The 26,307-nt window shown below is 64.0% G+C and carries 21 protein-coding genes and 1 tRNA gene; 5 read left to right on the top strand and 17 right to left on the bottom strand.

The features are described 5' to 3' along the window. Position 1 precedes the first annotated feature (1 nt). The 11 genes from FXB40_RS19085 to FXB40_RS19030 form a co-directional block, all read right to left on the bottom strand. A complete protein-coding gene (locus tag FXB40_RS19085; protein WP_148773730.1) occupies positions 2-3,214 on the bottom strand; it encodes an efflux RND transporter permease subunit in 3,213 nt (1,070 codons plus the stop codon). Beyond that, positions 3,207-4,184, bottom strand: a complete 978-nt coding sequence (gene ihpB, locus FXB40_RS19080; protein WP_148773729.1) for a divalent metal ion exporter adaptor subunit IhpB — start codon at positions 4,182-4,184, stop codon at positions 3,207-3,209. The genes FXB40_RS19085 and ihpB overlap by 8 nt, the downstream gene beginning before the upstream one ends. Further along, positions 4,181-5,455, bottom strand: a complete 1,275-nt coding sequence (gene ihpA, locus FXB40_RS19075; protein ID WP_148773728.1) for a divalent metal ion exporter subunit IhpA — start codon at positions 5,453-5,455, stop codon at positions 4,181-4,183. Before ihpA ends, ihpB begins: the two co-directional genes overlap by 4 nt. A gap of 56 nt (positions 5,456-5,511) precedes the next feature. Continuing rightward, a complete protein-coding gene (locus FXB40_RS19070) occupies positions 5,512-5,877 on the bottom strand; it encodes a hypothetical protein (protein WP_148773727.1) in 366 nt (121 codons plus the stop codon). Positions 5,878-6,027: 150 nt separating this feature from the next. Next, positions 6,028-9,180 (bottom strand): efflux RND transporter permease subunit, encoded by a 3,153-nt coding sequence (locus FXB40_RS19065; RefSeq protein WP_148773726.1) that lies wholly within the window; start codon positions 9,178-9,180, stop codon positions 6,028-6,030. Further along, complete coding sequence (locus FXB40_RS19060) at positions 9,177-10,610, bottom strand: efflux RND transporter periplasmic adaptor subunit (RefSeq protein WP_148773725.1); 1,434 nt, start codon at positions 10,608-10,610, stop codon at positions 9,177-9,179. The genes FXB40_RS19065 and FXB40_RS19060 overlap by 4 nt, the downstream gene beginning before the upstream one ends. Then, positions 10,607-11,005, bottom strand: coding sequence for a FixH family protein (locus FXB40_RS19055; protein ID WP_148773724.1), 399 nt, complete (start codon positions 11,003-11,005; stop codon positions 10,607-10,609). The genes FXB40_RS19060 and FXB40_RS19055 overlap by 4 nt, the downstream gene beginning before the upstream one ends. Before the next feature lie 128 nt (positions 11,006-11,133). Continuing rightward, the gene (locus FXB40_RS19050) at positions 11,134-11,493 is read right to left on the bottom strand and encodes a hypothetical protein (protein ID WP_148773723.1); all 360 of its coding nucleotides are present in this window, start codon (positions 11,491-11,493) and stop codon (positions 11,134-11,136) included. A gap of 441 nt (positions 11,494-11,934) precedes the next feature. After that, a complete protein-coding gene (locus FXB40_RS19040; RefSeq protein ID WP_148773721.1) occupies positions 11,935-12,576 on the bottom strand; it encodes an NrsF family protein in 642 nt (213 codons plus the stop codon). Further along, entirely contained in the window at positions 12,573-13,130 is a 558-nt protein-coding gene (locus tag FXB40_RS19035; RefSeq protein WP_187436977.1) for a sigma-70 family RNA polymerase sigma factor, read from the bottom strand. Before FXB40_RS19035 ends, FXB40_RS19040 begins: the two co-directional genes overlap by 4 nt. Before the next feature lie 300 nt (positions 13,131-13,430). Beyond that, on the bottom strand, positions 13,431-14,024 hold the full coding sequence (locus tag FXB40_RS19030) for a MarR family winged helix-turn-helix transcriptional regulator (protein WP_148773719.1): 594 nt from the start codon (positions 14,022-14,024) through the stop codon (positions 13,431-13,433). Positions 14,025-14,210: 186 nt separating this feature from the next. Here FXB40_RS19030 and FXB40_RS19025 point away from each other — a divergent pair, with 186 nt between their 5' ends. Continuing rightward, positions 14,211-15,299 (top strand): AraC family transcriptional regulator, encoded by a 1,089-nt coding sequence (locus FXB40_RS19025; protein WP_148773718.1) that lies wholly within the window; start codon positions 14,211-14,213, stop codon positions 15,297-15,299. 17 nt (positions 15,300-15,316) lie between these two features. Here the strand turns inward: FXB40_RS19025 and pepT are convergent, their stop codons facing one another. The 3 genes from pepT to FXB40_RS19010 form a co-directional block, all read right to left on the bottom strand. After that, positions 15,317-16,564 carry a peptidase T gene (pepT, locus tag FXB40_RS19020; protein ID WP_148773717.1) on the bottom strand — a complete coding sequence of 416 codons (1,248 nt, stop codon included), beginning with the start codon at positions 16,562-16,564 and terminating at the stop codon, positions 15,317-15,319. Positions 16,565-16,670: 106 nt separating this feature from the next. Further along, entirely contained in the window at positions 16,671-16,970 is a 300-nt protein-coding gene (locus tag FXB40_RS19015) for an HU family DNA-binding protein (protein WP_148773716.1), read from the bottom strand. Positions 16,971-17,216: 246 nt separating this feature from the next. Beyond that, positions 17,217-17,293: transfer RNA gene (locus FXB40_RS19010), tRNA-Asp, on the bottom strand. 347 nt (positions 17,294-17,640) lie between these two features. Between FXB40_RS19010 and FXB40_RS19005 the strand changes: the two genes are divergently transcribed. Next, positions 17,641-19,155, top strand: coding sequence for an O-linked N-acetylglucosamine transferase, SPINDLY family protein (locus FXB40_RS19005; RefSeq protein ID WP_148773715.1), 1,515 nt, complete (start codon positions 17,641-17,643; stop codon positions 19,153-19,155). Here FXB40_RS19005 and FXB40_RS19000 read toward each other — a convergent pair. After that, a complete protein-coding gene (locus tag FXB40_RS19000) occupies positions 19,152-19,355 on the bottom strand; it encodes a hypothetical protein (RefSeq protein ID WP_148773714.1) in 204 nt (67 codons plus the stop codon). The two genes, FXB40_RS19005 and FXB40_RS19000, sit on opposite strands and share 4 nt — an antisense overlap. 224 nt (positions 19,356-19,579) lie before the next feature. Here FXB40_RS19000 and FXB40_RS18995 point away from each other — a divergent pair, with 224 nt between their 5' ends. After that, a complete protein-coding gene (locus FXB40_RS18995) occupies positions 19,580-20,488 on the top strand; it encodes an alpha/beta fold hydrolase (protein ID WP_246207713.1) in 909 nt (302 codons plus the stop codon). 6 nt (positions 20,489-20,494) lie between these two features. Here FXB40_RS18995 and FXB40_RS18990 read toward each other — a convergent pair whose 3' ends face one another. Both FXB40_RS18990 and FXB40_RS18985 read right to left on the bottom strand, forming a co-directional pair. Continuing rightward, a complete protein-coding gene (locus FXB40_RS18990; protein WP_148773713.1) occupies positions 20,495-21,787 on the bottom strand; it encodes a spinster family MFS transporter in 1,293 nt (430 codons plus the stop codon). A 154-nt stretch (positions 21,788-21,941) separates the two neighbouring features. Beyond that, a complete protein-coding gene (locus FXB40_RS18985) occupies positions 21,942-23,132 on the bottom strand; it encodes an aromatic ring-hydroxylating dioxygenase subunit alpha (protein WP_148773712.1) in 1,191 nt (396 codons plus the stop codon). 179 nt (positions 23,133-23,311) lie between these two features. Between FXB40_RS18985 and FXB40_RS18980 the strand changes: the two genes are divergently transcribed. Continuing rightward, positions 23,312-23,827, top strand: coding sequence for a MarR family winged helix-turn-helix transcriptional regulator (locus FXB40_RS18980; protein ID WP_148773711.1), 516 nt, complete (start codon positions 23,312-23,314; stop codon positions 23,825-23,827). A gap of 185 nt (positions 23,828-24,012) precedes the next feature. Continuing rightward, positions 24,013-26,274: a TonB-dependent siderophore receptor gene (locus FXB40_RS18975; RefSeq protein WP_187437004.1), complete on the top strand. Its 2,262-nt coding sequence runs from the start codon at positions 24,013-24,015 to the stop codon at positions 26,272-26,274. The last annotated feature ends 33 nt before the right edge of the window (positions 26,275-26,307 follow it).

Here is a 26,307-nt window from a genome sequence, read left to right as displayed (position 1 = left end):
CCTAGCGCTCCCCGGAAATCGCCAAATCAGGCGTCATTGTAGGCGTTTCGCCCGCGCCGTCACGCCGGAACAGCAAATAGAGTGCCGGCAGCACCAGCAATGTCAGGACCGTTGAGGAGATGATACCGCCGATCACGACGGTGGCCAGCGGCCGCTGCACCTCGGCGCCGGCGCCGGTGGCGAGCGCCATCGGCACAAAACCGAGGGAGGCGACCAGCGCCGTCATCAGCACCGGGCGGAGCCGCGTCAGCGCACCCTCGCGCACGGCCTCCGCGATGGGGCGCCCCTCGCTGCGCAGACGCTCGATGAAGGCGATGATGACGAGCCCGTTCAGCACGGCCACGCCCGATAGTGCGATGAAGCCGACGCCAGCGCTGATCGACAGCGGAATGCCGCGCAACAAGAGCGCCGCGACACCGCCGGTCAGCGCTAGCGGCACGCCGGAGAACACCAGCGCCGCATCCGCCGCCGATCCCATGCCCATGAACAGCAGCAGGAACACCAGCGCGAGCGCCACCGGCACGACGATCGTCAGCCGCTTGCTGGCGGAGACCAGCTGCTCGAACTGGCCGCCCCAGCCGATCCAGTAACCCGGCGGCAGTTTGACCTTCTCCGCGACGGCGGCCTGCGTCTCGGCGACGAAGGAGCGCAGGTCGCGCCCACGGACGTTCGCCATCACCACCACGCGCCGCTTGCCGTTCTCGCGGCTGATCTGGTTGGGCCCGGGCGCGATCTCGATCGCCGCAACGGAGGACAGGGGCACGTAGCGCAACGCCGTGCCTGCTGTCCCCGGCCAGGCGGTTTTCGTGACGGTCGCCGTATCCTCGGCCGGCGGCAGCGGGATCGGCAGCGACTTGAGCGCGTCGGGATTGGCACGCAGGCTTTCCGGCAGCCGCACCACGATGTCGAAGCGGCGATCGCCCTCAAACAGCTTGCCGACCGGCTTGCCGCCGATCGCGATCTCGACCAGGTTCTGCACCTCGCTGAGGCTGAGGCCATAACGCGACAGTGCCTGGCGGTCGAGCTTGACGGTGAGGATCGGCAGGCCCGCGATCTGCTCGGTCTTGACGTCGGCAGCGCCCTCGATGCCGCGAACCACGCCGTTGACCTGCTGGGCGATGCCGGCGAGCACATCGAGATCGTCGCCGAAGATCTTGACACCGACGTCGCTGCGAATGCCGGCGATGAGCTCGTTGAAGCGCATCTGGATCGGCTGGGTCATGCCGTAGGCCGTGCCGGGCAGGGTGTTGGCGGCGCGCTCCAGCTCGGTGACAACCTCCTCCTTCGGCTTGGCAGGATCAGGCCATTCCTCGCGCGGTTTGAGCGTGACATAGGTGTCGGCCACATTCGGCGGCATCGGATCGTTGGCGATCTCGGCGGTGCCCATCTTGGAGAAGATCGTCGCTACTTCCGGAACCTGCTTGACCGCTTTCTCCAGCCGGATCTGCATGTCGGCGCTCTGGGTCAGGCTGGTGCCGGGAATCCGGATCGTCTCGATGGTGATGTCGCCTTCGTCGAGGCTCGGGATGAATTCACCGCCCATGCGGCTTGCCGCAAAAAGGCTGCCGGCGACGATTAGCGCGGCTCCGAACGCGACGCTGCCGCGGTAGCGGATGGCGCGGTCGAGCAGGGGGAGATAGATTTTCTTCGCCCCGCGCATGAAGATGTTCTCTTTCTCCGATACCTTGCCCGTGACGTAGATCGCGATTGCGGCTGGAACGAAGGTGATCGACAACAACGCCGCGCCGGCGAGCGCCATCAACACGGTGAGCGCCATCGGCGTGAACATCTTGCCCTCGGTGCCGGTCAGGGTCAGGATCGGCAGATAGACCACGGCGATGATGAGCGTGCCGAACAGGCTTGGCTGGATGACCTCGCTGGCGCCCGCGCGGATGGTCTGGATCCGCTCCTCCAGTGACAGCAGTCGCCCGCGCCGGTTCTGCTCGGCGGCGAGCAGCCGCAGGCAGTTTTCGACGATGATGACCGCGCCGTCGACGATAATGCCGAAATCGATCGCGCCGAGACTCATCAAATTGGCGCTGACCTTGCTTTCGACCATTCCCGTGATCGTAAACAGCATCGAGAGAGGAATGACGCAGGTGGTGATCAGGGCGGCACGGATGTTGCCGAGGATCAGGAACAGGACCGCGATCACCAGTGCCGCTCCCTCGACGAGGTTCTTCTCGACGGTCTGGATGGTCGCTTCCACCAGGTGCGTGCGATCATAGACCGCGCGCGCGATCACGCCTTCGGGCAACGATTTCGCGATCTCGTTGAGCCGCGCCGCCACGCGCTGGGCCACGGTGCGGCTGTTCTCGCCGATCAGCAGCATGGTGGTGCCAAGCACGGTCTCTTTGCCGTTGGCCGACGCCGCGCCCGTGCGAAGCTCATGCCCCTCCTGCACGTCAGCGACGTCACGGATACGCACCGGCACGCCGCCGCGTGAGCCGATCACGATGTCGCGGATGTCCTCGATATTGGCGACCTGGCCGGGAGCGCGGACGAGATATTGTTCGCCGTTGCGCTCGATGTAGCCGGCGCCGACATTGGCGTTGTTGGCGGCCAGCGCCGTCATGATATCGCGGAAGCCGAGGCGGTAGGCCATCAACCGGCCGGGAACCGGCAGCACGTGGAATTGCCGCTCATAGCCGCCGATCGAATTGACCTCGATCACGCCGGGAATGGTGCGCAGTTGCGGCTTGATGATCCAGTCCTGGATGGTGCGCAATTCGGTCGGCGTGAACTCAAGGCCGGTCGGCGACTTCGCGCCCGGTTTGGCTTCCACCGAGTAGACGTAGATCTCGCCGAGACCGGTTGAGATCGGCCCCATCGCGACTTCGACGCCGGCCGGCAACTGGTCGCGTACCTGCTGGATGCGCTCGTTGACGAGCTGGCGCGCGAAATAGATATCGGTGCCGTCCTGGAACACGACGGTGACCTGGCTGAGACCGTAGCGCGAGATCGAGCGCGTGTAGTCGAGCTTGGGCAGGCCGCCCATCGCGGTCTCGATCGGGAAGGTGATGCGCTGTTCGGATTCGAGCGGCGACAGGCCGGGCGCACGCGTGTTGATCTGGACCTGGACGTTCGTGACGTCGGGCACGGCATCGATCGGCAGGCGGGTGAAGTTCCAGGCGCCGAAGGCGCCGACCGCGAGCACGATGAGGATCACCAGCCAGCGTTGGCGGATTGAGAAAGAGAGGAGGGCGTCAATCATGGTCGGCGTCTCCTTTGCCCATCTCCGCCTTCACGACAAAACTGTTCTCGGCGACGTAGCGCTCTCCGGCGGCAAGCCCGGCGCGGTTTTCCACGAACTTTGAATCGGAATCGCCGAGCTCGACGGGGCGGGCCTCGATCTTGTCGTCGTCTTCGCGGACGAACACGACGGTCTTGTTCTCGAGCATCTGGATCGCCCCTGTGCGTACCGCCACTGCAACATTGCGCTTTCCGAGCACAAGTCGCGCGGTCGCGAACAGGCCCGGACGGAGCCGTCCGTCCGTGTTGGGCAGCACGACGCGCGCGAGCGCGGTCTGCGTCTCGCTCGAACCCACGGGGGCGATATAGGAGATCGCGCCCTTGATCTCGCCGCGGCCGTCGTCGGGATCGATCAGCACCTCGTCATTGAGGCGGACGCGCCGGAGGTCCTGCCGGTAGATCGAGAGATCGACCCAGATGGTCGAGAGGTCGGCGACGACGAAGGCCGGCTTCTGTTCGGAAACGTATTCGCCGAGCGAAATCTGTCGCTCGATGATGGTGCCGGCGATCGGCGCCTTGAGCTCGTAAACGGTGAGGCTCTGGTTGCTCTCGATCGTGGCGAGCAAATCATCCTTGCCGACCTTGTCGCCAATACGCTTTTGAATTGACTTGGCAACGCCGGGAAAGCGCGGCGTCACCTGCACCACGGCCTCCTGGTTGGCGCGCAAAACGCCGTTGAAGGCGAGCGTGTCGTTCAGCGTGACGCTCTCCGCCTCGGCCAACGCGATGCCGGCGGCAGCGAGCTTGACGTCGCTGATCCGGATTCGGTCTGCCCCGTGTTCGTCCTGCTCGACATGGTCATTCGGCTTCTCCGGCTTCTTGTCCGCGGCATGTTCGACCGGCGCGACCTTGGCCGGTGTGAGGATGGAATAGCCCCAGGCGCCGAGCGCAGCGGCAAGGATGGCGACCAGAACGGTGGAGGATGTCTTCATCGCGCGCTCTCCCGGGCCAGCGCAAACGGATTGCCGACGAGGCCTTCGATGGTCGCAACGCCTGCGTGGAAGTTCTGCAGCGCCTCCTGCTCGCGCAGGCGCGCTTGCGCAACGCTCGCCTGGGCATCGAGCACTTCGAGCAGGGTGAAGCGGCCCTGGCCGTAGCCCTGCGAGATCGCGTCCGCCGCTTCCGTGGCCTTGGGGATCGCGGTCTCGCGCAGCACTGCAAGTTCGCGCAGCGAACACTGCAGCGAGTCGTAAGCGCGGCCGGCGACCACGATCAACGTGTTGCGGTTGGCCTCGCGCTCGGCCTTGGTCTTGGCGAGGCTTTCCTGCGCCGAAAGGATGTTGCCCTGGTTCTGGTCGAGCACGGGGATCGGCACCGAGATGGTGAGGCGGACCGCGTCGTCATTGGTCTCGTTGAAATGGCGCCAGCCGGCAGCGATCCGCACATCGGGATAAGGCCGGAGCCGCGCCATTAACAACTCGGCGTTCCGCTGCGCATACACCGCGGTCCAGCGCACCAGCTGCGGATTAGCATCGATGGCGGCGACGACCGACTGGAAGGTCGGCGGTTTGCCCATGGTGTCGAGCCGGCCTGAGACCTCGCCGAATTTCGCGGCGCCATCGCCCATCAGCACCGCAAGCTCGCGCCGGGCGCTTGCCAGCGTTGCCTTGAAGCGCTCGCGGTCGGCCTTCACCAGGGCGGAGGCGACTTCGGCGCGGCCGGTCTCGGCCGGCGAGGAAGCGCCGGCCTCGACGCGGCGGCGCAACAGCGGCGTCAGTCTGTCGATCGCTGCAATCTGCTCATCCATGATCTGGATGCGCCGCTGCGCGCCGAGCACGCTGAGGAAGGCGATCGCCGTCTCCGACAGCACCTCCAGCCTGATCGCCTTGCGCTGGATCGCGGCGACCTCGATGCCGGCGGCGCCCGCGGCAATTCGCGCCTCGCGCTTGCCGAACAGCTCGAAGGCCTGGCTGATCTGGAGCGTGGTCTCGGCCGATTTGGTGCCGCGATAGATGCCGGACCCCAGCGAATTGTCCTGCTCATAGGACAGCTCCGGATTGAGCAGCGCGCCGGCCTGGATACGCTGGCCCGTGGCGATGCCGACATCGCGCTCCGCCGCCGTCAGCCGCGGGCTCGCGGCCAGCGCGCGCGAGAGTGCCGCGCGCATCGTCAGGGTCTGGGCGTAAGCGTGCTGCGTCAGCCAGGGGCTGACGAAAATCGCCATCGCGCACGACAGGCGCGCGGCAGTCCGTCTGCAAGACATGAAAGTGACCTGTGAACAAAAGCATCGTGGGCGCACACAGCGCCCGGCTGATCAGTTCAGGTCAGATGTTTGGGGGGCCGGGAGTCGGTATCGGGCGCAATGCCGGTCAGCGCAGGTGCGCGCTGCACGACCGGTGCGGCAACGATGTCGGTCGCAGTTTCGGACTGCAGCGGCTGTGCAACGGCGACGGAGAAGCAGCCGTGGCAGTGATGACCACCGATGGCCTTGTGATCGCCGTGGCCGGCCGCGCCGTCATCGAGGATCGAGGCGATCTCTGAACCACCTGTGGGGCTGGTCACATCGATGTCGTGCGCGCCATGCAGCGCGCCCGACAGCAGGTACATCACCGCAACGAGCACAGCCAAGAGCCCGCGCCAGTTGCGCGGGTGGTTGCGTCTCAGGGGGCGGCGGCTCAGGACCACGAATGCACTCTTGCTGTCAGGTCAGCTGCCCCTAGCATGGCAACCGGAACGGTGTCGACCCGCAATAATGTTACGTGTGGGGAACTCAACGTCGCAGCCACGTGCGTTGATGCTATTGCACTCGGCTCGCAACACGGCGCCGCCGCAGCCTCATTCAGCAGCCTCCGGAAGTTGCTCTGGTGCAACAGTGTCCGAACGCAGCCCAAAGCCTTTCACGAGCCCGAAGATCGCGGGGATCACGATCAGTGTCAGCAGCGTCGAGGAGATCATGCCGCCGATCATGGGGACGGCGATACGCTGCATGATCTCCGACCCCGTGCCCGTGCTCCACATGATCGGCAGCAGGCCGGCCATGATCGCAACCACCGTCATCATCTTCGGACGGACGCGTTCGACGGCGCCTTCCATGATGGCGGCGTTGAGGTCGTCGCGGCTGAGATCGCGACCGGCGCGTGCGCTGCTCGCCCTGGCTTCAGCGAGCGCCTGGTTGAGATAGATCAGCATCACCACGCCGGTCTCTGCCGCGACACCAGCGAGCGCGATGAAGCCGACGGCGACCGCGACCGACAGGTTGAAGCCGAGCCACCACATCAGCCACAGCCCGCCGACGAGAGCGAAGGGCAGGGACAACATCACGATCATGGTCTCCGTGATCGAGCGGAAGTTGAGATAGAGCAGCAGGAAAATGATCAGCAGCGTCACCGGCACCACGATCTTCAGCCGTGCGGTCGCACGCTCCAGATATTCGTACTGTCCGCTCCAGACCACATAGTAGCCCGGTGGGAACTGAATGCTTGCCTGCACCGCGCGTTGCGCGTCCGCAACGTAGCCCCCGAGATCGCGGTCGCGGATGTCGACATAGATGTAGGTGGCGAGCTGCCCGTTCTCGGTCCGGATCGAGGTTGGCCCGCGCGCCGGTGTCACGCTTGCGACCTCGCCGAGGGGGACGGCGCCACCACCCGGCATCGGCACCAGGATGTCGCTGGTGATCGCCTTGGGATTGTCGCGGAGGTCGCGGGGATAACGCATGTTGACGGTGAAGCGCTGCCGGCCTTCCACGGTCGTGGTCACGGTCTGGCCGCCGAGCGCGGTGGCGATCGTGTCCTGCACGTCCTGGATCATGATGCCGTAGCGTGACAGCGCCTCGCGGTCCGGCGTGATCTCGAGGTAGTAGCCGCCGAGGCTTCGCTCGGCATAGGCCGAGGAAGTGCCCGGCACTGCCTTCAGCACTTGCTCGACCTGTTTTGCAAGCTTGTCGATCCCGGCGAGATCGGTGCCCATGACCTTGACGCCAACGGGCGTGCGGATGCCGGTCGAAAGCATGTCGATGCGCGCCTTGATCGGCATGGTCCAGGCATTGGAAACACCGGGAAACTGGAGCGCCTTATCCATCTCGGCGATCAGGCTGTCGACCGTCACGCCCGCGCGCCACTCTTCCTTCGGCTTGAGATTGACGATGGTCTCGAACATCTCCGACGGCGCCGGGTCGGTTGCGGTCGCCGCGCGGCCGGCCTTGCCATAGACCGAGGCGACCTCGGGAAACGAGCGGATGATGCGGTCCTGGGTCTGCATCAGCTCGGCAGCCTTGGTCACGGAAATGCCAGGCAGCGTCGTCGGCATGTAGAGCAGGGTGCCTTCGTTGAGGTTGGGCATGAACTCGGAGCCGAGCTGACGTGCGGGCCAGATCGAGACGGCGAGCACGCCGAGCGCGAGCAGGATCACGACGATCCTGGCCCGCAGCACCGCGGCGATAACCGGCCGGTAGATCCAGATCAGGAAGCGGTTGAGCGGGTTTTTGTGCTCCGGGATGATCCTGCCGCGAACGAAGATCACCATCAGCGCTGGGACCAGCGTAACCGACAGCAGCGCCGCGGCCGCCATCGCAAAGGTCTTGGTGAAGGCGAGCGGGCTGAATAGCCGCCCCTCCTGCGATTCCAGCGTGAAGATCGGCATGAACGACACCGTGATGATCAGCAGGCTGAAGAACAACGCCGGGCCGACCTCGGCTGCGGCCTCGATCAGGATCGCCACCCGCGAACGGCCGGGCTCGGCGCGCTCGAGATGCTTGTGCGCGTTCTCGATCATGACGATCGCAGCGTCGATCATGGCGCCGATCGCGATCGCGATGCCGCCGAGGCTCATGATGTTGGAGCCGATCCCGAGCAGCTTCATCGCCCCGAAAGCCATCAGCACGCCGACAGGAAGCATCAGGATGGCGACGAGTGCGCTGCGGACATGCAGCAGGAACACGATGCAGACCAGTGCCACCACGATGCTCTCCTCGAACAGCGTGTGCCGGAGCGTGTCGATCGCCGCGTAGATCAGGTTCGAGCGGTCGTAGACCGGAACGATCTCGACCGATTTGGGCAGGCTGGTCGCGATCTCCCTGAACCGCTTCTTGACGTTCTCGATCACGTCGAGCGCGTTCATGCCGAAGCGCTGGAGCACGATTCCGCTTGCCACTTCGCCTTCGCCATTGAGTTCGGTGATGCCGCGTCGCTCGTCCGGCCCGAGCTCGACGCGGGCGACGTCGCGCAGCTTGACCGGCGTGCCGTTGTCGGCCTTCAGCACGATTTTGCCGAGGTCGTCGATGTTCCTGAGATAGCCCTTGCCGCGGATGACATATTCGAACTCGGACAGCTCGACGGTGCGGCCGCCGACATCGGCATTGCTGGCGCGGATGGCGTCGCGCATCTTTTGCATGGTGATGCCGAGATCGCGCATGCGCTGCGGATCCAGGATGACGTTGTACTGCCTGACGAAGCCGCCGACGCTTGCGACCTCGGCCACGCCTTCCGCCTTGGCGAGTGCGAATTTCAGGTTCCAGTCCTGGATCGTCCGCGTCTCCGCGAGGTTCAGCTCCCTGGACATCACCGCATATTGGTAGACCCAGCCGACGCCGGTGGCGTCCGGGCCGATCGTGGGCGTGACCCCGGCGGGCAGTCGCGCGGCGGCGCCATTGAGGAATTCGAGCACGCGCGAGCGGGCCCAGTAGATGTCGGTGCCGTCCTCGAAGATGACGTAGACGAAGGAGACGCCGAAGAAGGAGAAGCCGCGCACGACTTTCGACTTCGGCACCGTCAGCATCGCGGTGGTGAGGGGATAGGTGACCTGGTCTTCGATCACCTGGGGCGCCTGTCCCTGATATTCGGTGTAGACGATGACCTGCGTGTCGGAGAGATCCGGAATCGCGTCCAGCGGCAAATGCAGCAGTGCATAGAGCCCGGCTGCGGCGGCAAATCCGGTGCCGAACAGCACCAGCAGCAGGTTGCGCGCCGACCAAGCGATGATGCGCGCGATCATGGCTTGGCTCCCATCGCCTTGTCGCTCTCTTGCGTGGTGGCGGATTCGGCAAAGCCCTTCAGGGCGGCCTTCAGATTGCTTTCGGCGTCGATTAGGAAATTGGCGGCGGTGACGACCGCCTCGCCCTCGGCCAGACCATCTCGTATCTCGACATAGCCGCCGCCGCGCCGGCCGAGCTTGACCTCGCGCGGCTCGAAGCGGCCCTGGCCGTTGTCGACGAGGACGGCCTGCCTGCTGCCGGTGTCGAGCACCGCGCTCTCGGTCACCGCGACGACTGACGCCGGATTGCCGGTATCGATCTCGGCATCGACATACATGTCGGGAAGCAGCGCAGAGTCGGTGTTGGCCAGCTCGATCCGCACGCGAGCGGTGCGCGTCTCCCTGTTCAGCTGCGGATAGATGACACTGATCCGGCCTTCGAACTGCCGGCCAGGATAGCTGCGTGCTTGTACTTTCACAGGTTGGCCGACTGCGACATTGCCGAGGTCGCGCTCGGCCACGTCGACATTGGCCCACACCAGCGCGATGTCAGCGATCCGAAACAGCACGTCGCCGGGCTGGGCGCGCATGCCCTCGATCGCATTGCGCTGGAGCACGATGCCGTCGCGCGGGGACGACCATTGGATGGTGACCGGCGCCGTGTGGCTTTTCTCCATCTCGGCAATGACGGGCTCGGGAACGTCGAGATTGATCAGGCGCTGCCGCGAACCGCGACCATAGGGTTCGATGCTGGCCGTCGTCTTCGAGGTGATGGTCGCGAGATATTCGGCTGCCGCAGACGCTACCGCGGAGCTGTAGATCTCCATCAGCGGCTGGCCCTTGGTCACGCGGCTGCCGGTGGTGACGTCGGCGACCTTCTGCACAAAGCTTTCAGCTCGCATCGCGACGACCGAGACGCGGCGCTCGTCGAGCTGGATCGTGCCGGGCGCGCGGACCAGTGTGTGGATGCGGCGCAGCTCGGCGGGCTCGGATTTGACCCCGGTGCGCTGGATCTTGCCAGGCGACAGTTTCACCGAGCCGTCGTCACTGTCGTCGCCCTCGTAGACGGGAATGTAGTCCATCCCCATCGAATCCTTCTTCGGCGCAGGCGAAATGTCAGGCAGGCCCATCGGGTTGCGATAATATTTGATCTTGCGATCACCCTTGTGCTCGACCGCCGCCATCTCCGCGGGCTGGTCGGACCCGTCGAAGCTTATGTCCGCGCCCGCAGGTACGGCACGATAGTCGCGGCCGTCCTCGGTCTTCTTCGGGGTTAGCGAATAGAATGGCTTGCCGTCCGGCTCCTGATAATAGAGCGGGGCGGGCGTATCCGCTGCCCTCGCCACGGATATGATGGCGCGATCCGTCAGATGTGGATACCTGGCGAACAGCCCGGCGCCTGCCGCTGCGAGGATTGCAGCAGCAGCGCCGATAAGGCGGTTGCGGGTCATTTTTCGGCCGTGACGACGAGCTTGTTTTCGACTGTTCCGGTTTCGCCCTGCACCTTGGCGCCGAGCGAAAGCTGCCAGCGCCCGGCCATGCCGAATGTGGCCTTGAAGCGGTAGGTGCCGGGTTCGGTGCCCGGCATCGGCGTGACCTTGGTAGCCATCTCCTGCATGCCGTCGGGCGTCATGTCGAGCCGGCTGGCAAAGATCACCGCATCCGGCACCGCCTTGCCGGTGGTCTTGTCGACCAACCGCACCTTCACGACGCGATCCGCGCCGGCCTTGACGGTCGGCTGAACGAGCTGGAATTCGTAGTTCTTGATTTCGGCATGAGCTGTGCCGGTGAGAGCAGCGGCGATCAGCGCGGCCATGGCGGCGCGCGCGAGGTTGGACGTCTTCATGATTTCAATTCCTCGATGGGTCCGATGATGCCGTCAGGACCGCGCGCAACATGGGACGCGCAGCAAGACGGCAGGCAGCGATGCACGCCCGTTCCGACGCGCACCTTCGTCAGGCGCGTGAGCGCCGGTCAGACCAGGGTTCGAGGGGGATAGTCGGGAGGAGGGCGGGTGAGCCCGTCAGCAATGATATCATCGAGCGGCCGGAACAGCTCAAGTGCAAGCGGACTGCGCGTTGCCATCGCAATCGCGGGTCCAGTCTGCAAGACCTTCAACATGCAGATCGCGATGAGAGGGCAGTCCTGGCATTGCTTGCTTTTCTGCTGATCGGGGCAGCACGGCATGTCGGCTGACATGTCCTGCGTATCCGACATCTGCATGTCGCCCGCCATCGGATATCCCGCTGCCGCCGGTATCACCAGCGGCGCAACCATCAGCCCCGCGGTCACGAAGACCGCGAGCAGGAGGTTGAGGATGCGACGAGCAATCATGGCGAGACATTCTCACACGGTGGCAATGCTGGAAAGTCCCCTGGTTCACAACTATGCGAGCAAGGCTTTCCGGTGGTTAACCCTCTTAGTGGGACTTGGGGCCACCCTGATAACGCCATCCGGACGCGCCGACGGTTGGCGATGTCGCGGGCTGTGCAGAGGGGGCGCGGTCGTAGGCGAAGGCTGAGACCGGCCCCTGCTGCGACGCATTGGATTGTGTGCCCTGCCTGGCCTCATTCGGCCAGTAGCTCCGATCGGAAATGGTCGATCCCGCCTGGGCGCTGGCGGACAGTGCGGCAAGAACGGCGATTGTGAGAAGGCTCTTCGTCAACATAGTCCCGGCTCCATCATTTTTCCGAAACGCATCCATTGCGCTTCTAATGAGGAGTTCGGAGCCGGCCTCTCGGCGGTTACAGGTTCACGCTGACGTGAGCCGGGTGTTCACCATCGCAACAGCCGCGGTCCCAACATCGCGCCTGCGAGGGTGCAGAGCACGATCGTGCCGCCATACCAGAGCGCGACAAAGGGCAGCGAGTCGTCGGTGCAGTGAAGCGCATAGCCCATCGCGCTCATCCCACCGGCAACGAGTCCGCTAAAGGCGCCAGCACGGACCAGATTGGTCGGGGCCGCCTGCCGCACGGCCCAGATAACGACGGCAAACGGGACGATCGCGATGATCGGAATCGAGATGAGGCATTCGAGCCATTGGTCGCCCATCACCATCATGTCCCAGTGTGAGCTCGGCGCCTGCCCCAGGCTGACGGCAGCAAGCAGCAGGATCGCCACAAATGGCAGCGCGGCGAGACCTGGGGATATGCGCTGCTCCCCTCCAGGACGCGCAAGCCGCGCCAAATAGACCGCTGCCGCACCTACCGTGCCGATCGCGAACACGAGCTTCAGGAAGAGAAAAATGACGGCGCGCGGCGTGGCCAGGTCCACTCGGAGGCCAAGTGCAACAAGCGTCATGCCGATCGCGACAGCTATTCCCGTCGCGAGCGCAATGCCTAAGCTGCGGTTGACCAGCCGCCGATTGACCGGCTCGACGTTCACACTGAGTGCAGTAATCAGCTCGTCCGTCTTCATGTTTGCGCCCTCTGTGCGATCAAAGCCGCCAAGGCCTTCAATCCCCGATGAATATTGACCTTCACGCCGGATTCCGAAGTCCGGCATCGCCGTGCCGCTTCAGCTACGCTCAATCCATCGAGCTTCACGGCCACGATTGCGCATTGCATCTTCTTCGGAAGAAGCTTCAGCAACCGCCTGAGATCAAAGCTGCTCTCGGCGTTGAGGTGATCGTCATTCGCCGTGACTTCGTTGGCTTCGTCGATCGGCACGTCGGCAACCGATGCCCGGTTTCGTCGCAGGAAATCGATCAGCTTGTAGCGCGCGATCGCGTGCACCCAGGGGGTGAACGGCTCGTTGGGGTCGTAGGTGTGGCGCTGGATGTGGATCGCCAGCACCGCCTCCTGAACCAGATCTTCGGCTTCCGTCGGACCTCGGCCGATCCTCGCAAGCTTGCCCTTGTAATAGGCGCGCAAATGCCGGCTCAGTCGCTCAAGCAGCACGCGGTGTGCCGCCGCGTCGCCATCCTGGCTGGCGAGCATCAGCGTCCTGAGCTCGGTTTCCGGTGAGTTCATATCCACTTGGCTTTAGTTCGGCCGTTCGGCCTCGCCGGTTACACCCGGTTCGAAAGATTTTCATCTTTCTTTGCGACGGGAAGCGGCGCCAGGCGCGGGTCGCGGTTCGGCCAGACGCGAACAGGCCCCAGTCCGGGGCTGACCGGCTGAGGCCCTCTGCGCTCACAATCTCGTCTTTTGGGACTTGTGCGATGAATTCGCACCTCGCAGGGTCTTTCCCGCCGAAATCGCGGATTGGGAAAGTTCCGGATTCCTTTTGTCCGTGGCGACCGGACTAAGGCTCGGCCAAGCCCACTGGTGTCAGTCGTCGTCCAACGGTTCGAAGCTCGTGCAAAGAAGCGCAGTTTCCTGAACCGTGATCGAAGCCCGATGAAGTCGACACTGGTACTCGGCGGTCGGGCGTGCCCTTCCTGAGCGAGCGCCGGTGGCGTCCCCTCTGAGAAAGACGCAGCCTCGGCACGGGGCGGCGGTGGCTCGTGGGAGGAGCGTAGCGATGCGTTTCACGATCGTGTCCAGCGAGTTCCTCAGCTTCAGGCAGTCCTCCGCGACCAGCGCGGCGACGGCGGTCGCGATGCTGCTGGTCGGATCGTGTTGTGCAAGCAGTCGTTCGCCTTGCGGGGTCACGCAAAGCACCACCGATCGCTTGTCACGTTGCGAAGGTCTACGGGCCACGAGCGACCTGTCCACGAGAGCCTTGACGATCTGTGTTGCGGTGGCCCGGGTCGAGGCGAGATAATCGGCAAGCGCCGTCGGCGTTCTCGAAAATCTGTTCGCGCGTGCAAGAAAGCGCAGGGCCGTCCATTCCCGATCCCGCAATCCGCGCCGATCGTCGGGGAGATGGCAGGCACCGGCCGCTTGAACCAACAGCTGCACGGTTTCGCGTATGAGAGGCATGGCCAGTTTCGTTGACCCAAATCAAGGTTGGCAATGGTGATCGTGCGTGAAATGACGCCGAAGGCGATCTGCGCCCGCAGAATCGGTCCAGCGTCCCTGTTGCGATGTAGAAGTGGGTAGGAATCCCGTCTTGCGATTGCGGGCCGACTATTTGCTGTTTTGGGTCAGAACGCCGCGGCCACCGCCATGCACCGCACAAGCCGCATCAGCTCCATACCCAGTGCGACCGGAGGGATCGCGCGACTGGCGTGCGATCGGGTTCGCGGCGCGGGAAAAGACCTCGCGGAACTTGTGTCGAGGGCGGAGCTTACTCTCGATCTCATCGATCAGCCCGGCTGCCGTCTCGACGTGAATGCGCAGATCAAGCTGTTGGATCTGGCCGCCGAGATGTTGCACGACGACTTTCTCGGTTTCCATCTGGCGCAGGATTTCGATCTCCGCGAGATCGGGCTGCTGTATTACGTCATGGCATCATCGGAGTCCCTGGTAGACGCGCTTCGGAATGTTGCCCGCTACAGCCGGCTGAACAATGAGGGAGTTCAAATCGCCATTGATCTCAATCGCACGACTGCGATCGTGCTCAACTATGTGGACGTCGAGCGTCACTCCGATCGTCATCAGATTGAATTCTTGCTGGGTGCCTTGATCCGCGTCTGCCGGCGGTTGACCAGTCATCGGTTGAAGCCGGACCGGATCAGGGTGAGGCATCACCGCTCCGACGTGCCTGCGGACGTTCTGGCTTTTCTGGGCTGCGCTGTTGAGTTTGGGTCGAATGCCGACGAGATCATATTCGCTGCTTCCGCGGCGTCCATTCCGTCGATCGATGCCGATGCATACCTCAACAGGCTGCTGCTGACCTATGCCAATGAGGCGTTGGGGAAACGCATCTCTCCGAGCTCAAACCTTCGCGGGCGCGTGGAAGATGCGATCGTCCAGGTGTTGCCTCACGGCCGGGCAAACGTGGACGAGATCTCCGGCCGTCTCGGCATGAGCCGCCGTACGCTCGCACGTGCGTTGGCGGCAGAGGGTGTGACCTTTTCGGCGCTTCTCGACGAGTTGCGGGCCGCTTTGGCCAAAGGATATCTGAGTGAGAAGGGGCTGCCGATCTCGCAGATCGCCTGGTTGCTCGGTTATCGCGAGACCAGTTCCTTTACCCACGCATTCGGTCGTTGGACCGGTTCAACGCCCCGGCGGTTTCGCGCCGCCCATGGAGGATCACCAAGGCAATCCAGCGGCCGACGTACGGCAAGCGCCGGGCGCGGCGGAACGCGCTAAGCGTCTCGGATCTGCCCCTACGCCCTCTCCTCCCAGATCATGGCGAGGTGGACGATGGTCTGCACCGCCTTCTCCATGTCCTGCCGGCTCACCCATTCCAGCCGCGAGTGGAACGCATGTTCGCCCGCAAAAATGTTGGGGCAGGGCAGGCCCATGAAGGAGAGACGCGAGCCGTCGGTGCCGCCGCGGATCGCGGTGCGCATCGGGCGCAAGCCGGCGCGGCGGATCGCCTCGATGGCGTATTCGAGGATGTGCGGGTGACGGTCGATCACCTGCTTCATGTTGCGGTACTGCTCCCGCACCTCGAACTTGTAGGTCGAGCGCGGATAATCCTTCATCACGTCCCTGACGATCTCCTCGAGCAGGACCTCCTTCTCCTTCAATCCTTCCTCGGTGAAGTCGCGCACGATGAAGGCGAGGGTTGCCTGTTCCAGCGCGCCTTCGATGCCAACCGGATGCAGGAAACCCTGCTTGCCGGACGTGGTTTCAGGTGAGCAGCCTTCCTTGGGCAGCCGCTCGACGATGGCGGCTGCGATCTTGATCGCGTGCTCCATCTTGCCCTTGGCGTAGCCCGGATGGGCGCTGACGCCGGTGATGGTGATGGTGGCGCCGTCGGCCGAGAACGTCTCGTCCTCGACAGAGCCCGCGCTTTCGCCGTCCATGGTGTAGCCGAACTCGGCACCCAATTTCTTGATGTCGACATTGTCGACGCCGCGGCCGATCTCTTCGTCCGGCGTGAACAGGATCTTGATGGTGCCGTGCTTCACATCCGGATTGTTGATGAAGAAATACGCGGCATCCATGATCTCGGCGACGCCGGCCTTGTTGTCGGCCCCGAGCAGCGTGGTGCCGTCGGTGGTGATGATGTCGTTGCCGATCTGGTTCTTCAGCGCGGGATGCTCGGCGAAGCGGATCACCTGGGTCGTATCGCCTGGCAAAGTGATGTCGCCGCCGCGATAGTTCTTCACCATCTGCGGCTTGACGTCCTTGCCGGTGACGTCGGGCGAGGTGTCCATGTGCGAGCAGAAACAGATCACCGGCACCTTCTTGTCGGTGTTGGCCGGGATCGTGCCGTAGACGTAGCCGTAATCGTCGAGATGGGCATCGGTGATACCAATGGCCTTCAGCTCGGTGACGAGGACGCGGCCGAGATCCTTCTGCTTCTCGGTCGATGGCGAAGCCGGGGAATTCGGATCGGACTGGGTGTCGATGGTGACGTAGCGCAGGAAGCGCTCGGTCACGGTATGCGCGAAGGTCAGGGACATGTCTGGTCAAACCGCCGGGTCTTTGGGGAAGCAGCCAGTATATCAGAAAACCGGGCCAGGTTGCGGCCGGAACGAGCGCGGATCAGGCTTAACGAAACGTGACCGGCTAAATTGCCTCTTTCAGTTCCTTGACCGGGCGGAACGCGACCTTCTTGCTGGCCTTGATGTGGATCGCCTCGCCGGTAGCGGGATTGCGGCCGGTGCGGGCCGCGCGCTTGCGGACCTGGAGGATGCCGAGCCCGACGATGCGGACGCGGTCGCCCTTCTTCAGGTGCCTGGTGATCAGCTCGACCATGTCGGTCAGGACGGCCTCGGCGTGCTTCTTCGACAGGTCCTGGCTGTCCGCGATGTCGGCCGCGAGGTGCTTGAGCGTGATCGTGGCTGGAGCAGCTGCCTTCTTCGCCATGTCTGGCCTCCTCGGGTGTCGCGCGGAAGCTTGCCGGGGCTCCCAAAATGCCAAGTTCCGAAGGCCTAGACGATTCGGGATGGGACTGACTATGCCAGCCAACGGGGGAGGCATTTTCGGATGATTTCTCAAGCCAATCCGCGCGTTCCTGCCGGCCCCGGACGAGCGCAAGGCGCGAGATTCGACACAGTCGTCGTCAAGCAGGCTGAGGATGTTCTACTAAGTTTTTGAAGATATTGCCAAAAATGGCGCGAGAGACGGGGCTCGAACCCGCGACCTCCGGCGTGACAGGCCGGCGCTCTAACCAACTGAGCTACTCCCGCGTGACGCGTATGTGTCCGCGCGGAACGAGGGGGGACTTAAAGGGGGGACATGGTGAAGTCAAGGACGTTGCGCTCACGGGGAGCAAACGTCTGTTGGCGCGGGGCGGGACCGTATCGCTACGGCCCGGACGGCTGCCTCCGGGCGCCGAATCAATCAATGGTGTTACAAGCTCCACAGGCAATTTCCGGGGACAATTGGCTTGACCGTCGGCTCGCGCGCCTTCCAGAACGCAAGGCTCCAGAAGAAATTCAAGAAAGATGCGGAAGCCGTGCTGGCGGCAGCCCACTAGGCCTACGCCAACGGGCGGCTCGCCGACGTCGAGACGCTGTGCCGGCGGATCCTGGAGGTGCTGCCCGATCATTTCGACACGCTGCATCTGCTCGGGGTCAGTCTCAGCAGCGACCCGAAGCGGCTCGAGGAGGCTGAGCAGGTCCTGCGTGCCGCGATCGCCGTCAGCCCGCGCGCGGCCAATGTCTATTGCGACCTCGGCACGGTGCTGTTCGACCTCAAGCGGTTTGAGGACGCGCGGGCCTGTCAGGAGAAGGGGATCGCCCTCAATCCGAACTTCCCGATGGCCCTGACCAATCTCGGCAATACGCTGATGCATCTGGGGCGGCCGCTGGAGGCGCTCGAACTGCACGAGCGCGCCATCCGGTTGAAGCCCGACTATGCCGACGCCTATTGCAATCGCGGCAAGGTCGAGCTGCGGATCTGGCACTCCGAGCAAGCCTTGCAAAGCTTCGAGCGCGCGCTGGCATTTCAGCCGAAGCATCAGGAGGCGCTGGCCGGCCGCGGCATGGCCCTGCTGGAGCTGCGCAACTACGCCGCTACGGAGACCGCCCTGAACACGGCCTTGGCGATGAAGCCGGGCAACGCCAAGGTCCTGGCCCATCGCGGGCGACTCCATCTCCGGCTGCTGCGGCTCGAACAGGCCGAGCGCGACGTCGAGGCGGCGCTCGCGCTCGATCCGACGCTCGAACTGGCGCTGCGCGAAAAGGCGCGCGTCAGCCTTCTGCTGAACAAGCCGACTCAGGCGATGGCGGCCTGCAAGACGCTGCTTGAGCAGAATTCCAAGTCGGAAAACGCGCTCAGCCTGATGGGATCGTGCTTTGTCAGCCAAGGCGAGATCGCGGCCGCGCTCGAACATTTCGATCGGGCGCTGGCGCTCAAACCCGACTTCGAGGATGCGATCGAAAGGAGGATCTTCGCGCTCGACTTCCTGCCCGGCGCAGATTTCGCGATGTTGCAGGCCGCGCGCAAATATTGGTGGGACAATATCGGCGCCAGGATTCCGCAACGACCGCTTCGGCCGCGGGAGCTCGATCCCGACAGGCGCCTGGTGGTGGGTTACGTGTCGGCCGATTTCAGGCGGCACTCGGCCGGCTACATCTTCATGCCGGTGCTGCGCCATAGCGATCACGCCAATTTCGAGATCGTCTGCTATTCGTCATCGCCGCTTCAGGACGAGATGACCGACGAGTTCCGCTCGTTCGCGGATCACTGGGTCGATGCGGAATCGCTGTCCGACGAACAATTGACGGACCGCATCGAGGAAGACGGGATCGACATCCTGGTCGATCTCTCCGGTCACTCCGGCGGCACGCGCCTCGGGATGTTCTCGCGCAAGCCCGCGCCGATCCAGGTGTCGGCCTGGGGCGCGCCGACCGGCACGGGTCTGAAGACCATAGATTATATCTTTGCGGACCCGGTCACGATTCCGGAGGGAGCTGGCGGGAGTATTGCGCGGCACAGGCTCGGTGATTCAACAGCTTGGCCTGAACCCTTCAGAGATTGGCCAAAAGCAAAAGGCCGCCCCAGGGCGGCCATTGCATGTCAAACCGGACCTTTTTCCCGCAATTAGCGGACCGTCGAGGTGCCCGAGCTCGTGATCGCCACCGGCTTGCCGGCCTTGATCACGTGAGTGGACTGGGCGGTCTGGCTGTAATCGGCGTTGGTGCGGGCTGCGATCCCGAAGGCGGCCACTGCGATGCCGGCCACCAGCGCCACCACCACGATCTTCAGGTGGGTACCCCGATCTGCAGAGTGAATTGAGTGGTTCATCGAAGCCTCCCGACGGGCTTTGGCGCCGTCTGTAGGCTGATGTCTTAAGGAGCATCTGTTTCCGGATCGTTTCGCGGGTTCCGCAAAATGGTTTCATCCGGCCATTTCAGGGGGGCTCGCGTGGTTTTACCTGCCGCGTAATCGCGGGGGCGAATTCCCTTCGCCATGATCGTTTCCACCGGCCGCGACCGATGGGCCGAGCGATCCGGCAAGGGAGAAGCACCATGAACCGTCGAACAATCCTCGAAGCCACGTTGCTTGGAACCGCCCTTGCTGCGGCATCGGGTGGGAGCGCGCCAGTGACCGCAGCCCAGCAGACTGCGCGATCCCCCTATGTGACCGCGAAGGACGGCACAAAGCTGTTCGTGCAGGACTGGGGCAGCGGGCAGCCGGTGGTGCTGCTGTCGGCCTGGACCTTCGACGCCAGCAGCTGGGGCAGCCAGATTGCAGCCCTCGACGCAAAAGGCTTCCGCTGTGTCGCGCCCGACAGGCGCGGGCATGGCCGGTCCGAGATGCCGTCTTCGGGCTACGATTTGGACACGCTGACCGACGACGTCGCCGCCGTGATCGAGGCGCGCGACCTGCGCGACGTCACGCTGGTTGGCTTCTCGATGGGAACGGCTGAGGCGGTGAACTATCTCGGCCGATACGGATCGGACCGGATCGCGCGGCTGGTGCTGGTCGCGCCGACGACGCCCTTCCTGGTCAAGACCGAGGACAATCCTGATGCGGTTCCGAAGGCGATGATCGAGGCTGACAATGCGGCCGTCGCACGCGACTTCGCAAAGTGGATCGCGGCGAACGAAGCGCCGTTCTTCACGCCTGACACGCCCGAGATCACGCGAACCTGGATCCGCGAGATGATGCTGAGCGTGCCGCTGCCGGTGGCGCTCGCGTGCCGCAAGACCACCGCGTTCTCCGATCTGCGCGCGGCTGCCGCCAGGATCGATCGGCCGACGCTGATCCTCCATGGCGACAAGGACGCCAGCGCGCCACTGCCATTGACGGGTGCCAAGACCGCAAAGCTGATCAAGGGCAGCAAGCTGATCGTCTACGAGGGCGCGCCGCATCCGCTGCCGCTGACGCACAGCGAGCGCCTGATGGCAGACATGCTCGCCTTCATGAGCGCTTGAGAGGGCTCAGCTCGCCCGCTTGATGTCGGCGCGGATGGTCCGCGCCGCCCAGACGAACAGCAGGGCGCCGAGCGTGGTCGTGACCGCTGCCGAGAGCAGCGAATAGCGCACGGCGTCGGCCCCGTAGCTGCCCTTCAACGCGTCGTTGACCACGCCGACCGCGAGCGGGCCGACGCCCTGGCCGAAGCAGGTTGCGGTGAGCGCGATCAGCGCGGAGGCGAGCGCACGCATGCTGGGCTTCGCCACCGTCTGCGCGATCGCAAAGATCGGTCCGAGATGGAAGCCGACCAGGAACGAGGTCAGCGCCAGCATCGCGACCATCATCGAAAAATCCTGTGTCAGCATGCACAGCGCAAAGACGGGGCCGGCGAGGCCTGAGGTGATCGCCGGCGCCCATAGCTTCCAGCGGTCGTCGCGGCGGCTCACTTGCGCCACGACAAAGCCGCCGAGCAGGGTGCCGGCCATGCCGGCGAGCCCCTTGAAGGTGCCGGCATAGGTTCCGATCTCGGCGCTCGACAGGTGGTGCACGCGCGCCAGGAACGGCGGGATCCAGGCCGCCGTCGCGTAGTTCGTGTAGGTGGTGAGGCAGAAGCCGATCAGCACGATGATGAAGCTCTGCTGCGACGCCAGGAAGCGCAGCGTCGGCCCGAGCGGCTCGGGCACGAAGCTTTCCTGCATCGCGCCGCGCTTCGGCTCCGAGATCGTCAGCCACAGGATTAGCGCCAGCAGGATGCCCGGCACGCCCGCGACATAGAAGGCCATCCGCCAGCCATAGTGCTGATTGACGTAGCCGCCGACGAAATAGCCGAGGAAGACGCCGAGATAGGTGCCGATGGCGTAGATGCCGAGCGCGCGCGGGCGCTCGTTCTTGGCGAAGAGATCGGCGACGATCGACTGCGAGGCGGGTGAGCCGGCGGATTCGCCGATGCCGACGCCGATCCTGGCGAAGGCCAGCGCGGTGACGCTCGAGGCCATGCCGCACAGCGCCGTCATCGCGCTCCAGAACGCAAACGCCAGCGCCACGATGTTGCGGCGGTTGAGCCGGTCGGCGACGCGCGCGATGGGAATGCCGAGCAGGGAATAGAACAGCGCGAAGCCGAAGCCCGCGAGCAGGCCCATCATGGTGTCGCTTAGCGAAAACTCCTTCTTGATCGGCTCGATCAGGACGTTGAAGATCGTGCGGTCGAGGAAGTTCAGCGCGTAGATGATGGTGAGCAGGCCCAGCACGTAATAGCGCCGCGGCGACGGTGTTGCCGCGGCGGCCGTTTGCACCGGCACCTGTGATGTCACATCGACCATCGCTTCCCCCAATTTGTCTTTGTTGTCTTTATGGGTCCAGCCCTTATTGGAGCTGGTTGCGTGAGAGCGTTTTCGAGCGAAGTGGCTACCGGTTCGCGTGAAGGAAACGCGTCAAACAAAAAACAGAGCCTCGTCCGATCGTATCGGACGGGCTCTACCCTTCGCGAATGTAGTTCCCCGCTTCGAACTCGACCAGCGGCGCGCTTGCGTCGAATGAGACACCGACGGGGTCGCGGCCCGCTTCCATCGCTTCGAGCTGGTCGCCCAGCATGCGCCGGATCATCAGGATGCCGCGATCGCTCTGGCCGAAATGCTCCTCGGAATGCACCGTCACCGGGCCCTGGCCGACCTGGGCCTCGTAATCGCCGGGGAATTGCTGGTGCTCTTGCTCCGTCATGTCCCACCAGAATTTTCCGTTGAACTTCGAGCGCATGCGGCCGATGTCGCCGGAATTCTTGACGCGGCCGGCGACGTAGATGCGGAACGAGGTGTCATCGATCGGCAGCGTCCAGCCGATCGACTCCACCCGGGCAAATTGCGCCACGCGCGGGTTCGGAACGACGCGCAAGGTGGGGAGGGCGGCTTCGGTGACGCGGTAAAATACCTTGCCGTCGTCCTGCTTGCGGATCGAGCGCACGGCGATGCCGCGCGGTGTCTTGTCGAAATTCACCTCCGGCATCGAAGCCATCATGTTGGTGAATTGCGGCCCTGAGAACGAGCCGTGCAGCACCGGCACGTGGTAGGGATCGACCACGTTCTCGAAATGCTGCAGCCAGTTGCAGGGGATGACCGCAGGCCCGCCACCGCCGATCGAGGAATCGTCGGCCTCGACGAACTCACCGTCGTCCATGTTTTCGAGGCACTCGTAGCCCGGCAGCACCGGACGTTTCTCGGCCGGGCCCATATAGGCAAAGACCAGCCCGTAGCGCTCCTCGACCGGATACCAGGGCTGGCGCACCTTGTCCTTGAACTGGCCGCCGTCGGGCTCGCAGGGCTGCTCCAGGCAATGGCCCTCGGTGTCGAATTTCCAGCCGTGATAGCAGCAGCGGATGCCGTCCTCTTCGACCTTGCCATAATAGAGCGTGGTGCCGCGGTGGCAGCAGCGGGCGTGGAGGAGGCCGACGCGACCGTGCTTGTCGCGAAACAGGATGAGGTCCTCGCCGAGCGCGCGCACCTTCTTCGGCGTGTCGGTGGCGTCGCTGATCAGCCCGACCGGGTGCCAGTAGCGGCGGAGCAATTCGCCCATCGGCGTGCCGCGCACGACCGAGGTGAGCTCGGTGCGCGTATGCGCCGGCTTCATGGCATAAGCCGTGCCGAGATCGCGATCCCGCCGGGTGATCGTCATGCCTGTTCCTCCCGCCGCTGGCCTTGATGGCCGGGTCGCCTTGTGTTGACTCAGTGAAAGATAATTCGATGACAATGTCAACGATCCTCCTGAATGCCCCTTAATTGCATTTGGATACGGCTGGGGAGGTTGCGCTACCAAGGCTTGGCACGTCTTGGCTTTCTTGGCAGATGTGGACCATGAGCCAGACATCGAGCACGGACGGGCGCCAATCGTCCGAGACGGACGACAATCACTCGCCGGCGCCGATCACCGTGATGCTGTCATCACGGCTGATGGTGCTGGCCAACCTGCTCAAGCGCGGTGCCATCCTGCGCTACAAGCGCCTCGCAGGACTATCCTCGGTCGAGTTCGGTCTGGTCGCCTCGCTCGGCCGGCGGCCGCCGATGAGCGTGGCGCGGCTCGCCGAAGCCGTTGGTCAGGACAAGGGCCAGATCAGTCGAGCGCTGGCCGAGCTGGTCTCGCGCAAGCTGATCGCGAAGTCGGCGAATCCGAAAGACAGCCGCGAGGTGCTGGTGTCGCTGACGCCTGCGGGTCTCACCGCACATGATGCGATCGTCGAAGGCGCGCAGGAACGCAACCGGATGCTGCTCGAGCAATTGAGCAACGACGAGTTGGAGACGTTGCTCGCGCAGATCGATCGTCTCACCGCAACCGCGGAAGCGATGCTCGAAGCCGAGAAGGTTTCGCGCTGATCGCGCAGCAATCTCCGGAAATATTCGAGTGCTTCTAAGAGCTTCTCTAAGAGGTGTTCTAAGAGCCTTTCAATTAGGGGAACCGCGCTCTCTCACATAAGCGTCGCCTGAAATGCATGCCGTTGGGGAAACAACGGCGTGACGCATCAGATGCACATTGGGGTGGCGCGTTGAACAGTCTTGGAATGCTGCGGTCGGCCGTGTTGGCGACTGCGTCGGCTTGCGTTTTGTTACCGCAAACATCGTTTGCACAATCTTCGCCGCAGGGCGGCGCGCAGAGCTTGCCGCCGGTGAATGTGGCTGCACCGGAGCAGCGCCGCCGCGCCGCCGTCCGCGCACCACGCCGGACGCACGGCCCGGTGCAAACGGCCGACAGCCGGAAACCTCAGCCGCAGCGTAACGTCGGAATTGTCGAGACGCCGCGCGGCCCGGTGCAGGGCTACGTCGCCAGGCGCAGCTCGTCCGGCACCAAGACCAACACGCCGATCATGGAGACGCCGCAGGCGGTGTCGGTGATCGGTGCCGACCAGATCCGCGACCAGAAGCCGAACAAGCTCGACGAAGTCCTGCGCTACACTGCTGGCGTGCGCGCCGGCACCTTTGGCGCCGACACCCGCAACGACTGGTGGCTGATCCGCGGCTTCAAGTCCGACGACGTCGGGCTGTTCCTCGACGGCATGCAGCTGTTCTACACGTCCTATGCGAGCTGGAAGCTGCAGCCCTCCAACATGGAGCGCGTCGAGGTGCTGCGCGGTCCGTCGGCCGTGCTCTATGGCGGATCGAGCCCGAGCGGCATCGTCAACGTCATCAGCAAGATGCCGCCGACCGAGCCGGTCCGCTACATCGAGACCGGCGTCAACAATTTCGGCAATGCATATGTCGGGTTCGATGTCGGCGGTCCCGTCGCGACGCAGCCCCAGGATGGCAAGCAGGACGGCAAGCTGTTCTACCGCGTCGTCGGCCAGGTCCAGAACGGCGGCACGCAGGTCAACTTCACGCCCGACAACAATTATTTCATCGCGCCGTCCTTCACCTGGAAGCCGGACGCCGACACAACGTTCACGGTGCTGGCCTCGGCCTCGAAGCAGGACACCCGCGGCATCAACTTCCTGCCCTATCAGGGCACGGTGACCAGCGCGCCGTTCGGCAAGATCCCGACCAGCTTCTTCGCCGGCGATCCCAACGTCGACAAGTTCACGCGCGAGCAGGAGATGCTCGGCTATCAATTCGAACGCAATCTCACCGACGACCTCACGTTCCGGCAGAACGCGCGGTTCGCGCATATCGACCTGACCTATCGCGGCTTCATCGGCAATGGCTGGGACAATATCAACATGGCCACGATGGGCCGTTACAATTGGTATGCGAAGAACACCGCCAACCAGGCCAATCTCGACAACCAGCTTGAATACCGCTTCAACACCGGTCCGGTGAAGCACACGATGCTGTTCGGGGTCGATCTGAAGGGCTATCAGATCGACGATTACCAGGCGTTCAACTTCGGCACCGTGCCGTCCATCAACGTCTTCAATCCCGCCTATGGTCTCGACATTCCGCTCACGGGCGCGCCGTTCCGCAACTTCCAGATCACGCAGAAACAGGCCGGCACCTACGTCCAGGACCAGATGAAGCTCGGCAACTTCACGCTGGTCTTGAGCGGCCGCAATGACTGGGTCGAGACGTCACAGGTCGCCCGTGACACCGGTGCCACTGTCGGCCAGCGCGACGACAGCAGGTTCAGCGGGCGCGCCGGGCTGATCTACAATTTCGACAATGGCATTGCGCCCTATATTTCCTATGCAACGAGCTACAATCCGATCATCGGCCTCAACGCGCAGAACCAGCTGTTCCTGCCGGAGACCGGCAAGCAGGCCGAGATCGGCGTCAAGGTCGCGCCCAAGGGATTTGACGGCTATTTCACCGCTTCGGTGTTCGACCTGAAGCGCCAGAACGTAGCGACCACCGATCCGTCGAATGTGCTGTTGCAGAACCAGACCGGCGAGGTGACCTCGCGCGGCATCGAGCTCGAGGCGGTCGCCAACGCCACCAAGGAGCTGAAGCTGATCGGCGCCTTCACCGCCTATCATCTGTTCACCAGCAAGGATCTCGATCAGTCCCTCGTCGGCAAGACCCCGACCAACACGCCGGAGATGCTGATCTCGGGCTGGGCGGACTACACCTTCAAGGACGGACCGCTGGAGGGATTTGGTTTCGGTGGCGGCGTGCGTTATGTCGGCTCGTCCTGGGCCGACACCGCCAACACGCTGGAGGTTCCCGCGGTCGTGCTCGGCGATCTCGCGGTCCACTACGAATGGCAGAACTGGCGCACGGCCATCAACGTGATCAATTTGACCGACAAGATCTACGTCGCAAGCTGCGCCTCGGCCTCGTCCTGCTTCTACGGCGACCGTCGCCGCGTCACCGCCAGCGTCTCCTACAAATGGTGAGGCAAATGGTAAGGCTCGGCGAGGGGAGGGTTT

Source organism: Bradyrhizobium rifense (assembly GCF_008123425.1).
Classification (GTDB): domain Bacteria; phylum Pseudomonadota; class Alphaproteobacteria; order Rhizobiales; family Xanthobacteraceae; genus Bradyrhizobium; species Bradyrhizobium rifense.
The sequence above is the reverse complement of the archived record's forward strand: the minus strand, read 5'-3'. Positions and strand labels throughout refer to the sequence as shown.

What these genes read in the sequence shown, in the direction of transcription:
- FXB40_RS19085 (WP_148773730.1), bottom strand. Translation starts at nt 3,214, where the DNA reads ATGATTGACGCCCTCCTCTCTTTCTCAATCCGCCAACGCTGGCTGGTG.
- ihpB (WP_148773729.1), bottom strand. Translation starts at nt 4,184, where the DNA reads ATGAAGACATCCTCCACCGTTCTGGTCGCCATCCTTGCCGCTGCGCTC.
- ihpA (WP_148773728.1), bottom strand. Translation starts at nt 5,455, where the DNA reads ATGTCTTGCAGACGGACTGCCGCGCGCCTGTCGTGCGCGATGGCGATT.
- FXB40_RS19065 (WP_148773726.1), bottom strand. Translation starts at nt 9,180, where the DNA reads ATGATCGCGCGCATCATCGCTTGGTCGGCGCGCAACCTGCTGCTGGTG.
- FXB40_RS19060 (WP_148773725.1), bottom strand. Translation starts at nt 10,610, where the DNA reads ATGACCCGCAACCGCCTTATCGGCGCTGCTGCTGCAATCCTCGCAGCG.
- FXB40_RS19055 (WP_148773724.1), bottom strand. Translation starts at nt 11,005, where the DNA reads ATGAAGACGTCCAACCTCGCGCGCGCCGCCATGGCCGCGCTGATCGCC.
- FXB40_RS19050 (WP_148773723.1), bottom strand. Translation starts at nt 11,493, where the DNA reads ATGATTGCTCGTCGCATCCTCAACCTCCTGCTCGCGGTCTTCGTGACC.
- FXB40_RS19040 (WP_148773721.1), bottom strand. Translation starts at nt 12,576, where the DNA reads ATGAAGACGGACGAGCTGATTACTGCACTCAGTGTGAACGTCGAGCCG.
- FXB40_RS19035 (WP_187436977.1), bottom strand. Translation starts at nt 13,130, where the DNA reads ATGAACTCACCGGAAACCGAGCTCAGGACGCTGATGCTCGCCAGCCAG.
- FXB40_RS19030 (WP_148773719.1), bottom strand. Translation starts at nt 14,024, where the DNA reads ATGCCTCTCATACGCGAAACCGTGCAGCTGTTGGTTCAAGCGGCCGGT.
- FXB40_RS19025 (WP_148773718.1), top strand. Translation starts at nt 14,211, where the DNA reads ATGCACCGCACAAGCCGCATCAGCTCCATACCCAGTGCGACCGGAGGG.
- pepT (WP_148773717.1), bottom strand. Translation starts at nt 16,564, where the DNA reads ATGTCCCTGACCTTCGCGCATACCGTGACCGAGCGCTTCCTGCGCTAC.
- FXB40_RS19015 (WP_148773716.1), bottom strand. Translation starts at nt 16,970, where the DNA reads ATGGCGAAGAAGGCAGCTGCTCCAGCCACGATCACGCTCAAGCACCTC.
- FXB40_RS19000 (WP_148773714.1), bottom strand. Translation starts at nt 19,355, where the DNA reads ATGAACCACTCAATTCACTCTGCAGATCGGGGTACCCACCTGAAGATC.
- FXB40_RS18995 (WP_246207713.1), top strand. Translation starts at nt 19,580, where the DNA reads ATGAACCGTCGAACAATCCTCGAAGCCACGTTGCTTGGAACCGCCCTT.
- FXB40_RS18990 (WP_148773713.1), bottom strand. Translation starts at nt 21,787, where the DNA reads ATGGTCGATGTGACATCACAGGTGCCGGTGCAAACGGCCGCCGCGGCA.
- FXB40_RS18985 (WP_148773712.1), bottom strand. Translation starts at nt 23,132, where the DNA reads ATGACGATCACCCGGCGGGATCGCGATCTCGGCACGGCTTATGCCATG.
- FXB40_RS18980 (WP_148773711.1), top strand. Translation starts at nt 23,312, where the DNA reads ATGAGCCAGACATCGAGCACGGACGGGCGCCAATCGTCCGAGACGGAC.
- FXB40_RS18975 (WP_187437004.1), top strand. Translation starts at nt 24,013, where the DNA reads ATGCTGCGGTCGGCCGTGTTGGCGACTGCGTCGGCTTGCGTTTTGTTA.